Annotated in this window: 12 protein-coding genes; 3 read left to right on the top strand and 9 right to left on the bottom strand. The window is 71.7% G+C overall.

The annotated features are described in order from the left end of the window. Positions 1-11 precede the first annotated feature (11 nt). From hemA to FGL94_RS05055, 6 genes are all read right to left on the bottom strand, one after another. A complete protein-coding gene (gene hemA, locus FGL94_RS05080; RefSeq protein WP_144921679.1) occupies positions 12-1355 on the bottom strand; it encodes a glutamyl-tRNA reductase in 1344 nt (447 codons plus the stop codon). Beyond that, entirely contained in the window at positions 1352-2023 is a 672-nt protein-coding gene (locus tag FGL94_RS05075; protein ID WP_144921677.1) for a precorrin-2 dehydrogenase/sirohydrochlorin ferrochelatase family protein, read from the bottom strand. Before FGL94_RS05075 ends, hemA begins: the two co-directional genes overlap by 4 nt. Further along, a complete protein-coding gene (gene ahbB / locus FGL94_RS05070) occupies positions 2020-3105 on the bottom strand; it encodes a siroheme decarboxylase subunit beta (protein ID WP_144921674.1) in 1086 nt (361 codons plus the stop codon). Before ahbB ends, FGL94_RS05075 begins: the two co-directional genes overlap by 4 nt. Before the next feature lie 87 nt (positions 3106-3192). After that, positions 3193-3660 carry a DUF7112 family protein gene (locus FGL94_RS05065; protein ID WP_144921671.1) on the bottom strand — a complete coding sequence of 156 codons (468 nt, stop codon included), beginning with the start codon at positions 3658-3660 and terminating at the stop codon, positions 3193-3195. Positions 3661-3673: 13 nt separating this feature from the next. Next, positions 3674-4072, bottom strand: coding sequence for a 30S ribosomal protein S6e (locus FGL94_RS05060; protein WP_144921668.1), 399 nt, complete (start codon positions 4070-4072; stop codon positions 3674-3676). Positions 4073-4186: 114 nt separating this feature from the next. Beyond that, on the bottom strand, positions 4187-4906 hold the full coding sequence (locus FGL94_RS05055; protein WP_144921665.1) for a lipoate--protein ligase family protein: 720 nt from the start codon (positions 4904-4906) through the stop codon (positions 4187-4189). Positions 4907-5035: 129 nt separating this feature from the next. Here FGL94_RS05055 and FGL94_RS05050 point away from each other — a divergent pair, with 129 nt between their 5' ends. The 3 genes from FGL94_RS05050 to FGL94_RS05040 all read left to right on the top strand — a co-directional run bounded on the left by FGL94_RS05050 (position 5036) and on the right by FGL94_RS05040 (position 8396). Beyond that, positions 5036-6715 carry a sensor histidine kinase gene (locus FGL94_RS05050; RefSeq protein ID WP_144921662.1) on the top strand — a complete coding sequence of 560 codons (1680 nt, stop codon included), beginning with the start codon at positions 5036-5038 and terminating at the stop codon, positions 6713-6715. Between the two features lie 86 nt (positions 6716-6801). Continuing rightward, positions 6802-7689, top strand: a complete 888-nt coding sequence (locus tag FGL94_RS05045; protein ID WP_144921659.1) for a hypothetical protein — start codon at positions 6802-6804, stop codon at positions 7687-7689. 245 nt (positions 7690-7934) lie between these two features. Then, on the top strand, positions 7935-8396 hold the full coding sequence (locus FGL94_RS05040; RefSeq protein ID WP_144921656.1) for a PaaI family thioesterase: 462 nt from the start codon (positions 7935-7937) through the stop codon (positions 8394-8396). Here the strand turns inward: FGL94_RS05040 and FGL94_RS05035 are convergent. The 3 genes from FGL94_RS05035 to FGL94_RS05025 all read right to left on the bottom strand — a co-directional run bounded on the left by FGL94_RS05035 (position 8366) and on the right by FGL94_RS05025 (position 12626). Then, complete coding sequence (locus FGL94_RS05035; RefSeq protein WP_144921654.1) at positions 8366-10381, bottom strand: molybdopterin biosynthesis protein; 2016 nt, start codon at positions 10379-10381, stop codon at positions 8366-8368. The genes FGL94_RS05040 and FGL94_RS05035 overlap by 31 nt on opposite strands. Continuing rightward, complete coding sequence (locus FGL94_RS05030) at positions 10378-11658, bottom strand: molybdopterin molybdotransferase MoeA (RefSeq protein ID WP_144921651.1); 1281 nt, start codon at positions 11656-11658, stop codon at positions 10378-10380. The genes FGL94_RS05035 and FGL94_RS05030 overlap by 4 nt, the downstream gene beginning before the upstream one ends. A gap of 71 nt (positions 11659-11729) precedes the next feature. Beyond that, positions 11730-12626: a CehA/McbA family metallohydrolase gene (locus FGL94_RS05025; RefSeq protein WP_144921648.1), complete on the bottom strand. Its 897-nt coding sequence runs from the start codon at positions 12624-12626 to the stop codon at positions 11730-11732. Between the last annotated feature and the right edge of the window lie 76 nt (positions 12627-12702).

Raw genomic sequence — 12702 nt, 5'->3', positions numbered from 1 at the left:
GCGATCGGGGGTCAGTCGTCGAGCTCCTCGGTGATCGAGTCGGGCGGAGCTTCGACGTCGCCGGGGGCCACGTCCTGTCCGGACTCGCTCCCGCTCGGCCCCTCCGGTAGCGTGTCGAACTCGGGGTCGAACAGCCGGAGCGCGGTGCGGATCGTCTCCCAGTCGTCCTCGCCGGCGGCGTCTCGCAGCGACCGAGTGGGGGCGGCGAGCAGTTGGCCGACCAACGCGTCCGCCATATCCTCGACGACCTCGCGCTGTTCGTCGGTCAGTTCCCCCTGCGCCTCGAGCTTCGAGACGGCGCGGTCGACCTCGCGGGCCTTCACGCGGTCGGCGCCGGCGTACATCGCCGAGATGGCGTCGTCGGCGCGCTTGCGCTTGTACGCCTCCAAGATGCGGTCGAGCTCGTCGTCGATGATCGCCTCGACCTCCCGCGCCTCCGCCTCGCGGCTCTCGCGAGTTCGACGGGTCACGTCCTCCAAGGCGTCGATGTCGTACAGCGTGACGCCGTCGCGGTCGGAGAGTTCGGGATCCACGTCCCGCGGCTGCGCGATGTCGATACAGACGAGCCGGCCGGCGCCCATTACCTGCTTCGACTCGATCACCGGGTCCGGGCTGCCGGTCGCCGCGATCACGAGGTCGGCGTCCGGGACCACGGTCGGGAGGTCGGCGAGGGGGACCGCCTCCGCGGGGGTGTCGACCTCCTCGGCGACGAACGCCGCGTTCGGCACCGTTCGGTTCGCCACGACGATCTCCGAGACCGGGGTGTCGTCGAGCGTCCGAGCCGCGAGCGTACCCATCTCACCGGCACCGACCACGACGGCGGTGCCGTCGGTGAGGTCGATCTCGGTGGCGGCCAACCGCACCGCGGCCGAGCCGAGCGAGACGACGCCCTCGTTGATCGCCGTCTCGTTGCGCGCGCGTTCGCCGACGTGGAGCGCCTTCGTCACTCCGTCTTTCAGCACGGGACCAATTCCCCCCGCGGACTTCGACTCCTCGTACGCCTCGCGGAGCTGGCCGATGATCTGGTCCTCGCCGAGCACGAGCGATTCGAGCCCGGAAGCGACCCGCATCAGGTGTTCCAGGCTCTCCTCGTGGTCGAGTCGGCGGACCGCGCCGCCGCGGACCTCCGGGGCGAACGACTCCAGCGCGACCGAGCCGTCGACGGTCCGGTCGGTGACGACGTACGCCTCCGAGCGGTTGCAGGTCTGGAGCGCGAACGCCTCCTCCACCCCGTCGCGCGCGAGCAGGTCCGAGACGGTGGCGCGGACGCCGTCGCCCCCCGCGGCCTCGATCTCGTCGACCGTCGCGCGGGAGTGGGCGACGCTCACGCCCGTAATAGCGCCCGTCTCCTTCATCTGGTGAGTACCTCCTCGATCACGGAATCCGCCTCTTGCCGACCGTAGGAATCCCCCTTTTGTAAAGCCTTCCAAACCCCCTCGGATCGCACGACGCGGCGGATCGCTTCTCGGCGTTTCTCGGGCGCGACGCCTCGGCCTTTGAGCTCCGCCCGGAGCGTTCCCGACAGCTCCGCCATCGCGCCGGCGCCGTCGATCTCCGTCTCGATCCGCTCGCGGAGCGCCTTCGCGAGCGCCGGGCTCGCGCCCCCGGTCGAGAGCGCCACTCCGACCGGACCGTCCTCGACCGTCGCCGGGACGACGACGCTCCCTGCCCCTCGGCCGCCCGAGCGGTCCGCGGCCGACACGTCGGTCCGGTTGGCGAGCGCGTCGGCGTCGAGCGCGGCCGCCTCGGCCGCCGCGTTGATCGCCGCGTCGTCCGTGGCGGCGACGACGAGTGCGGGGTCGACGCGGTCGATCCAGTCGCGGACAGCGTCGGGGTCAGGTGCGGAGCGGACGAGTTCCACCGACTCCCCCTCGGCGAGAGCGGCTAGCCGGTCGTCGAACGCGGGGCTCACGACGACGACCCGCGCCTCGTCGGCGAACCGTGACGCCTTCCGCGATCCGACGGTGCCGCCGCCGAACACCAGCACCCTCTCGCCGGTGAAGTCGTGGTAGAGCGGGATCACGCCGTGTTGCTGTCGGCGCGGTCGGCGATGCGGATCCCCGTCTTCTTTAAGATTCGCGTGGAGAACAGCGTGTCCCAGTCGCCCTCACCGACCTCCCAGTACTCGTCCATCAGCTCCTTCACCTCCGCGATCCGGCGCTCGCTTTCGGCCTCCGTCCGCCCGTGCGTCATCGCGAAGAAGTTGTACTCCCAGACGCCCGCGTGCCGGGGGCGCTGGTAGCAGTGGGTGACGAAGCCGAGTCCCGCGACCGCCGGGCCGACCTCGTCGAGGGCCTTCTCGGGCACGTCCCAGACGGTCATCCCGTTCTCGGTGTACCCGAGCGCGTAGTGGTTCGGGATGACGCCGACGCGGCGCACCTTCCCCTCCGCGTCGAACCGCTTTATCGTCTCGATCACCCAGTCGGTGTCGGCGCCGATCGCGGCCGCCACGTCGGCGTACGGCGTCTCAGTGACCGGGAGCCCGCCCTGGATCTCGACGACGAGGTCGCGCTCCTCGGGCGTGAGCGTCGACCGGTCGCTGGGCGAGACCGCGGGTCCGAGATCCGATTGATCCACGTCTCCGTCGGGAACCGGGCCGTCGACGAGGAACTTCGCGCCGACGTGGAACTCGCGGACCTTCGGGAGGTTGTACGTCTCCTGCCCGGTCGCGGCCTCGATCTCCGCGAGCACCTCGTCAACTCGATCGCTCCCGTCCTTGTCCGGGTCCGGGTGGTCGGCGACGCTCACGACGAACCACATGTTGAGGTGCGGGTGCTCGCGCTCGTAGTTGTGCGCCACCGCGGTGAACTCGTTGACCGTCTCCGCGATCTCGTCGTACCGGTCCTCGGGCGCGTGCATGGCCACGAGCGACGCGGCCCCGCCGATCTCCTCGGCGTTGACGAGCGCCCCGAACCGGGAGAGGGTCCCCGCCTCGTCGAGTTCGCGCACGCGCTCGCACAGCTCCGAGCCGGTCACGTCGATCCCGTGTTCGCGGAGCGCGGCCGCGGCCGGTTCGAAGGGGCGCTCGGTCACCGGGAACCCGCCCTGGAAGGCGTTGATGATCCCGCGGTCGAGCGCCGTCAGATCCGCGTCGACCTCTTGCATACGCCGGGATCGGGTCCGCGTGAGAATAAGCGATCCGGCACGCGTGTCGCTGAGAAAGCAGCGGGCGTCGGGACGGCCCGGCCGAACTCAGCCGTCGAGGTCGCGAGCGATGTCCGACAGCGACGACCGGGGACCGCGCGTCGCATCGTACACCGTTCGCTCGCCGGGTATCCGGAGGCCGTACTGCTCGCCGGGAACGACGACGTCGAGGACGACGGCGTCGCCCGGTTCGCGGTCGTTCTCGTCGAGCCACTCGGCGAGGCGGTTCGCCCCCTCGCCGGGCTCGCGCGCGAGCCGTCGGTTGTCGAACGCGCCCCGGACGAGCCGCCCCTCGCCGTCGCTTCGCACCGGCGCGTAGTACTCCTCGCGGTCGATGGCGACGCGAACGACCTCGCCCGCGGCGAGCGACAGCGACTCGCAGCTCCCGGACTCGACGCGACCGTCGAGCGCGTCGTCGTTCGGGATCCGGACGCAGGGCCGACGAGTGCCGCCGCTCCGGGCGAGCGAGACGCGGACCGAGGCGACGCCCTCGTCGTCGGAGGGGACGCGGGGCATCGAAAAGGGACGTTTACTCCTCGTCGGCGTCGCCGTCGTCCTCGCCGAGCGCGGCGGCGACGTCGTCGCCGTCGACGACCGAGACGTTGATCTGGGCCACGTCGTCGTCGACCTCGCGGCCGCGGACGGTGATACGCTTGCGCTCGCCCTCCCGGGACGGATCGAAGCCGACGCCGCCCTCTAACAGGAGCTCCTTCAGGCGGGTCCCGGAGACGTCCTCGCGCATCGGGCGGCCGGTCTCGTCGGAGCCGCCGGTGATCTCGATCGTGTGCTCGGAGAGCCCGACGGCGTCGCCGCCGATCTCGTCGCCGATCTCGCGACCGAGGAACCGGTTGGCGTCCTGTCCGTCGACCTCTCGCTGGAACGTCTCGCCGGTGTCGGGGTCGGCGATGACGACTTTGAATTCGGCCATGGGCGAACCGAGACCCCCGCGAATAAAAAGCACGTCGAAACCGCGATCCGCCGAGAGCCGCCCGAATCCGCACGCAACCCGTCCACGAACCGCGTCGAGAGCGGCGATCGCCGCTCAGCCGTCGCGATCGATCCAGTCGATCCGGGGGTCACCGTCGCCCCACGGTCCGTCGACGAACGCGTCTTCCAGCGCCCGTGCGGCGGGATTCGGGTTCTCCGGACCGCCCGCCTCCGCGACGCTCCCGACCGTCTCCGGGTCGAACGGAACGCCGAGGGCACCGTACACCTCGCCCGTGGCGTCGGCGATATCGCACGCGTCGCTCCTCGTGACAACCAGACAGCCGGCCACGAGCGCGGCGTCCCCTCGGACCCGCTGAGCGATCCCCGCGACCTTCCCGCCACCCGTAACGCGGACCGAGTGGTCGCCGGGGCAGAACGACTCCGGCGGCTCGCCGGGTGATACGTCCGCGCCGAGGCTCCGCAACGCTCCGATGACGGTCTCGGTTGCGCGCTCGTACCGGTCCGCGATCGACCCGAGATTGCGGCCGTCGCCGAGCGGGATCGCGTGCGCGAACGCGAGCGTGTCGCCCGGATACGCGACGGCTCGCCCCCCCACGTCGCGCTCGATCGGCTCGAACCCCCGCTCGGCGGCGAGCCGCTTCGCTCGCTCGAAGCCCGGCTCGGTGGCGTCGCGGCGACCGAAGGCGACCTGTCGAGGCGGTGTCCACACCCGGAGCCCCGGCGTCCCGGCGCCCGTGCTCGCGCTCGCGAGCAGCTCCGCCGTGTGCTCTCGGTCCGCTTTGGGACGAGGGTCTCGACCCCTGAGCACGCGCATATCGGCCGAGAGGGGGCGGCCGGACAAGCCGCTTACGGCGCGTGTCCGTCGCGTGTCGTCCGCGGTTGGGGGCGGCCACGAGCGCGTGACACAAACGTTTTGCCGGCCCTCTGACTGTGTCAGGTAACGATGAGCGATCTCGGCGCGCTGCCGGTGCAGGCGTATCTCGCAGCCTGCCTGCTCGCCGGGGTCATCGGGCTGGGGCTCGGCCACGTCGCGTGGACCGACCGGGAGGAGCCCGGCGGCACCGAAGTCGCACTCTACCTGCTCTGTGGGGGTGGCATCTCGCTGCTGTACGCCGTCAGAGTCGCCAGCGCGAGCGAGCTGGCGATGGTCGTGGCACTCAACCTCTCGACGCCGCTTCTCGCCGCGATCCCCGGCATCTGGATGGCGTTCGTGCTCGCGTTCTCCGGCCACGATCGGTGGCGTACGGAGAACCGAACCGTCGCGCTCGCGGTCCCGGCGTTCGTCTGGGTGTTGACCGCTTGGTCAAGTGGGACTCACGGGCTCTCTCGCCGAGCGCTGACGGCCGTTGTCGAGGGGCCATTCACGCTGCTCTCGTTCGGGCTCGGGATCGCGGACGCAGCGTTCGTGCTCTACGCCTACGGATTGTGTATCGCCGGCACTCTCGTCGTCGTCGATCTGTATCGACGGACCGGGAATCGCTACCGGCTCCAGACGTTCGTGATCCTGCTCGGAACGCTGTTCCCGTTCTTGGGCGGGATCGTCACTGTCGTCGACGTGGGGAGCTACGCGAACCTCGCGTGGTTCCCGGCGGGGCTGGTGGTCCACGGGGTCTTCCTGTACGGGACCGTCTTCTGGCTCGGCACGCTCGACGCGGCTGTCGTCGCCCGCGACACGGCCGTCGAGGTGATGCAGGACCCCGTCATCGTCGCCGGCTCCGACGGCCAGATACGAGACCTCAACCCGGCGGCAGAGGAGATCTTGCCGCCGGAGGCGGTCGAATCATCGCTGTCGGACGTGTTCCCGAGCTTGGAGGTCGGCGTGGAACACCCGATATCGATCGGCGGACGGCAGTTCGACATCCAAGAGGACCCGATCACGGACCCTCGCGGGACCGACCGCGGACACGTGTTTCTGCTCCGAGACGTGACTGAACGCGAGCGCCGACAGGCCGAGCTGGAGCGCCGCGAGTCCGAGTTAGAGCGGCAAAACGAGCGGCTGGAGGACTTCGCCGGCGTCGTCTCACACGACCTCCGCAATCCGCTCGCAGCGGCGACCGCTGCGGTGGAACTCGCCCGCAGCGCCCCTGCAGACAACGATGACGCCCTCGACCGCGCCGCGAACGCTCACGAGCGGATGGACGACCTGATCGAGGGGCTGCTGTCGCTGGCGACCGCCGGGAAGTCGGTCGACGAGGTCGACCGCGTCTCGCTCGACGGGTCGGCCAGACGCGTCTGGTCGCGGCTCGAAACCGGAGACGCGACGCTGTCGGTCGACGGTCCGGACGTACCCGCGCTGGCCGACGGCGATCGGCTCGAACAGCTCCTCTCGAACCTGTTCCGCAACGCGATCGAACACGCCGGCGAGGACGTGACGGTGCGAGTCGAGATCGCACACCGCGACGACGGTATCGCGCTTGCGGTCGCCGACGACGGCCCCGGCGTACCGCCGGACCAGCGCTCACAGGTGACCGAGCGCGGCGTCTCTCTCGGCGGCGGAACCGGGCTCGGGCTCGCCATCGTCGGCGACATCGCCGAGGCTCACGGCTGGGAGTTCTCCGTCGAGGAGTCGGCGTCCGGTGGCGCACGCTTCGTGATCTCGGGAATCGAGCCCGCCGACGACTGATCCGGGGCGTAGACGGTCGTGTCGGATTTGACCGCGATGGCCGACTCCGACGCCCACTTGGCCGTCGAGCCCCACGTGACGATCCGATGACCGTTTCGCTCCCGGCCGCGGTACTCGACCGCTACCGACGGTTCTCTCGGTTCAACTCCCCGTACCCCGCACACGACGAGGGACGCGCGATCGACCTCTACCCGGACGGCGAGACGGGGGTTTCGCCGGTCGCCGGCGTCGTCCGCGAGACGCGGACCGTCGGCTGCCCGGACCGCCCGTACGCCGCCGACGAGGACCACCTGATCGTCGTCGAGCTCGACGACGACTGGTGCCGACGAGCCGGTGCGGCGCCCGGGACGCTCGCGCGGATCCTTCACGTGATCCCGGAGGTGTCGCCCGGCGAGCGCGTCGCGGTCGGCGACGCGCTCGGCCCGCTGACGCGCTCCGGTTTCTTCGGGCAGTGGGTCGACGACCACATTCATCTCGGATTTAGACCGCCGGGCGCGGACGCGCTCCGGGCGAGCGGATCGCTCCCGGTCGACGTCGACGTGCCCGTCGAGCCGATGCGGTGGGACGGAACCGGCGCGGTCGTCGAACGAGGCCCGACGCACGTCGTTCTCGACGCGCCGATCCACCCGGACCCCGGTCGGCGGTTCGCGGCGCTCGCGAGCGACGACGGGGTCCCCCTCGACGGCGGGCTGGCACACTACGCGGGCGGCGGCGCCTTCGACGCGATCGAGGACGGGACGGTGGTGTCGCTGTGGGGAACTCGCGTCGGCGTCGCGCGAGGACGCGGCATCGCGTGGGAGCCGGTCGACGTGCTCGCGAACGGCGAACGGGCGGTGGGGCTATCGCTGTTCGCGGCCGGAGGCGGCGGATTCGGGGCGAAGCTCGTCTGTCCGGACAGACGGTTCGAGCTCGATGAGACCGTGTCGATCGCCCTCGCCCCGAGCGACGATCCGATCCGGCTCGGCGTCGGGTGAGTTCGGAGCTACCAGCGGCTGGCGAGAGGAGTGGCGAACAGCCGGCGCGAACGCTCCGCCGCGGCGGTTCGCCGGGCTCCCGCCTCGGCCGCCGCGGGGCGACGCGTCAGGTCACGGGACAGATGGCGCGGTATCGCGGATAAGACGTCGGGTGGGGCGTCCTCGTCCCGGTACGACCGCCCCAACCCCGCTGCCGTTGTTGCGAGTTCCGAGGGCTACAAGCGGGGGGACGCTGACGGTGGGGTATGGACCGGAGCGAGATCGAAGCGATGGAGCCGCTGTCGGCGGAAGCGGTCGAGCTCGTCGAGCGGCGGATCGAGGAGGAGCACGGCTACCTCTCGTGGCTGAACACGTCTGTCGACGTCGTCGAGCGCGGACGGGTCGCCCTCTCGATCCCGTACGACGACAAGCTGACGAACAGCGACGGCGACACCATCCACGGAGGGGTGGCCGCGACGCTCGTCGACACCGCGGGCGGGATCGCCCAGCGCACCGCCTTCGAGGATCCACTCTCGGGCGGGGTCGCGACGGTGAACCTCAACGCGAACTACCTCCGGCCGGCGACCGGCGATCTCCGGGCGGAAGCGACGGTCGTCAGGTCCGGCGGATCGATCGGCGTCAGCGACATGACCGTCACCAGTGCGACGAACGGCGACACCGCCGAGGTCGTCGTCGGTCAGGGGTCGTTCCGGCTGTTCCGCGAGTAGCCAGCGAGATCGGCGAGGAGATCGCTGGGACCATCGAGCGCGTCCGCGAGTTCCGCGACCGCGTCGCGCTCGACCCGGTCGGGCGCGGCGCGAACGGCGACCGCCTGCTCGCCGAGCGGGACGAACCCGCAGCCGAGCCGTTCCGCCGTCTCGCGGAGCCCGAGCCCGGCGTCGGCGTCGCCGGCGATCACCTTCCTGACCGGGCTCTCAAACGCCCGGACAGCCAGCTCGTAGCCGTCGATCCGGTCGGTGAGATCGCCGCGTGACGCGCCGCGGTCGACCGCGAGGTCGTCGAGCGCGCCGTCGAGGCTCCGACGGAGCCCCGAGTCGGTCGGCCGGTTGACGAACCGCAGGTCGCCGTCGACGAGGTCGGCGAGCCCCGTCACGTCGTCGGGGTTTCCATCGGGAACGACCAGCCCCCACTCGCGAGTCCACCCGCCGAGGTCGACGGCGTCGACCTCGCGGTCGGTCGGGCCGGCGACGACCGCCACGTCCGGCACGCCGTCGCGGAGCCGGCGGAGCCCCTCTCGGGAACCGACCGGCAGGTATCGGGGGCGTTCGAGGCGGTCGAGCAGGCGATTGAGCGCCGGGTCGTCCTCGCCGACGCCGAGCAGTGTCGGGGGACGCACGTCGGGGGAGAACAGCCGTACCGTGACGCGCTCGTCCCGATCGAGGTACTCGGTGTCCGGATCTACCGCGACGACGCCGTCGGCCTCGACGAGGCTCGTCGTCGCGCCGGACCCCTTGTCGACCGGGTAGACGAGGGGGAGACCGCCGTCGTTCAGATCGAGCAGCCCGACCGGCATCAGGCGCATGCGCCCCTCGCCGTAGCGCTCGCCGACGGCCATCCGGCCTTCGACGGTCGCCGTCGCGGGCTCCGACCGGCCGGCCGCCTCGCGGATCGCGGGCGCGACGAACGTCCGGAAGATCGTCAGCGCGGAGACGGGGTAGCCGGGGAGACCGACGTAGGCGGACTCGCCGGTTCGAGGGATGGCAGCGCCGGAACCGCCGGCGGCGCCGGCGGAGTCGCTCTCGTTCGTCGCCTCGTTCCCGCCGCGGTCGAGCCGCCCGATCAGCATCGGCTTCCCGGGCTTGACCGCGACGCCGTGGAGTAGGAGCTCCCCGCGCTCCTCGATCACGCGGTAGATCACGTCGACCGCGCTCGCCGAGGTCGACCCCGACGAGAGCACGAGGTCGCACTCGTCGGCCGCGCGCCGGAGCAGCCGCTCCATCTCGTCGTAATCGTCGCCGGCGTGCGGGTAGAGAACGGGCTCGCCGCCCGCCTCCTCGACGCCGGCCGCGATCGTCGTCGAGTTCACGTCGTATATCTCGCCGCGCGAGGGGTCGAGATCCTCGCCCGGGCGCACCAACTCGTCGCCGGTCGAGACGATCCCGACCCGGGGTTTCCCCGCGACGGGAACCTCGTCGACGCCGAGCGCCGAGAGCAGGCCGATCTCGCGGGGCGTCAGGCGCGTCCCGGGACCGAGCGCGCGGGCGCCCGCGGCGATGTCGGCACCCGCGCTCATCACGTGGTCGCCGGGCGCGACGGCGGTCCGGACCGCGATTCGGTCGGGTTCGCCTCCCCCCGCGTCCGGATCCCCGCCGACCTCGTCCGTCCGCTCGACCATCACCACGGCGTCGGCGCCGTCCGGCATCACGGCTCCGGTGGAGATCTCGGCGCAGGTCCCGGGCTCGACGGTCACGTCCGGCGCCGCGCCAGCGTGGACCGCGCCGACGAGGTCGAGCTCGGCGGGATCGACCTCGTCGGCCCCGAAGGTGTCGCGGGCGCGGACCGCGTACCCGTCCATCGAGGCGCGGTCGAACCCCGGCACGTCGATCGCGGCGTCGACCCGCTCCGCGAGGATCCGGTCGCGGGCGTCCTCCAGGGAAACCGTTTCCGGCTCCGGCGAGAGATCGAGGCCGTCGATCGCCTCGCGGGCGGCCTCGGGCGTCGCGAGGTCGCGGAACTCCTTGCGGTCGCTCATGGGCTCGCCTCCCACAGCTCCACGTCGACGACTTCCCCCGCGTCGAGCCCTTCCCGCGGCTCGGGGACGACGACCCAGCCGTCGGCGAGCGCGACGCTGGAGAGGATTCCGGAGCCGCTGGCGCGGGTCGGCGTGGCGGCGGGCAGGTTCGCCGCTCCCCCGTCGCTCGCGGCGTCCCCGTCGCCGGGCTCCTCCGAGAGCGACACCCGCGCGAACGTCCGCGTCCCGGGCTCGCTCGGCACCTTCCGGGCGAGCCTCGCGCGCCGCGTCGGGAACGGGTCCGCGGTCGTCCCGCCGACGTGCTTCTGGAGCGGTCGGAGGAACTGCGCGGCGTTGACGATGCAGGCGACCGGGTAGCCGGGCAGCGAGACGACCGGCGTGTCGTCGGCGACGCCGAGACACACCGGATGCCCCGGCTTCAGCGCGACGCCGTGGACGAGCACCTCGCCGACGGAGTCGACGACCTCCGGAAGCAGGTCGCGCTCACCCACCGAGGACCCCCCGGTGGTGACGACGACGTCGGCGTCGAGGTCTCCCTCGATCGCGGCCGCGAGCGCGTCTTCGTCGTCGGTGACCACGTCGCGGTAGCGGGCCTCCCCGCCCCACCGCTCGACCAGCCGCGAGACCGTCAGCCCGTTCGTCTCGATCACCTCGCCCGGGTCGGGGTCGGACTGCACCAGCTCCTCGCCGGTCGGGATCACGGCGACGGTCGGCGGCTCGTAGACGGGGACCGCGTCGAGCCCCACCGACTTCAGGAGCCCGAGGTCGGACGGCCGGAGGACGTGGCCCGCCTCGAAGAGCCGCTGGCCGTCCGCCACGTCCTCGCCCGCCTCGCCGACGTTCTCGCCCTCGGCGACCGCGTCGAACGCCTCGACCTCGCCGACGCCCCCGTCTCCGCCGCCGACCGTCTCCACCTGCTCGATCATCACGACGGCGTCGGCGCCCTCGGGGACCGCGCTCCCGGTGTGGACGCGCGCGGCCTCGCCGGGGGCTATCGAGTCGGCCTCGGTGTCGACCGCTCGGAGTACTGCCGGCGACCGATCGGACGCGCCGAAGGTGTCCTCGGCCCGGACCGCGTACCCGTCCATCGCCGCGCGGTCGTAGCTCGGGACCGGCGCCGGCGCGTCGATCGTCTCGGCGACGATCCGTCCGTCCGCGTCGGCGAGCGGCGTCGACTCGGTCCGACCGTGGGGATCGGCCGCGTCGAGCAGCGTCGCCAGCGCGTCCGCGACGCGGGTCCGTCGTTTGAATCCGGCCTCGCGTCTGTCGTGACTCATGGTCTGTCGTTTCGCGCCCGCGTGCAAAAACCCGTCTCCGTGACGGGACGGTCATTCGCCGGTCGGGGCCGTCAGGTCACCCACGAGAGAACGCGCGCGGCGCGGTGTGCGCCCTGCGAGACGGCGACCCGGACGGTCGAGACGACCTCGGTGACCCCGCGGCGCGTGGCCGTCGCGCTCCGCACCGCTCCGGTCCGCGCGTAGTACCCCGACTTGCGGCCAGCCGCGCCGACGTAGTGTTTCGCCGCCATCCGGATAGGCGCGCGGCGCCCGTCCACCCGCGTCGTTCCGTTCCGGACCGCGTCGAGCACGTCGTCGGCCGTGACCGCGTCGACCGACTCGCGCCCCTCGATCTCGACCTCGGTGAACGCGCGCCCGACGTACTCCAAGTGGTGCGCGTCGCTCGCGGCGATCCCCGGATAGCCGTACTCGGCTGCGAACCGCCGTGCGCGACGGTTGCGATAGCCGGTGAACAGCCACGCGTTGAACACCTCGATCGCGTCGACCTCGGCTATCTCGTCGGGCTCCGTGTTCACATCGGCATCGGCGACTTCGGCCTTCGCCTCGATCTCCCCGTCCTCCGGGTCCGGCACGGGGATATTCCGCTCGCGGACGCCGTGGCGCGACCGCTGGAAGGGATGGGGAACGATCGCGACGCCGCCGTGCTCGTGGATCCACGCGATCGTCTCGTCGTAGGGGCGTCGGCGCGGCGGCATGCGCTCGACGCCGATCGCGAGCAGGTGACCGTGCGCGGTCGACACCTCGACTCCGGGGATACCGATCAGCCCGTACTCGTCGGCGATATCCGCCGCGCGCTTCGACTCGCCGATCACGTCGTGGTCGGTGATAACCACCGCGTCGAGCCCGATCTCCGCGGCGTGTTCCAGGATGAGTTCCACCGGCTCGTGGCCGTCGTAGCTGTCGTCCGAGTGGACGTGGGTGTCGATGCTGACGGTGACGCGGGACACAGCCGAGGTAACGCCGGGAGGTATATAAACGCGACCGCCGCGTCAGACAAGGGTTAGGTGCCCGCGGGAGAACACG

This window comes from Halorubrum salsamenti (assembly GCF_007671685.1).
Taxonomy (GTDB): Archaea; Halobacteriota; Halobacteria; order Halobacteriales; family Haloferacaceae; genus Halorubrum; species Halorubrum salsamenti.
Note: the sequence above shows the minus strand (reverse complement) of the source record. Positions and strands in the feature narration are given on the sequence as shown.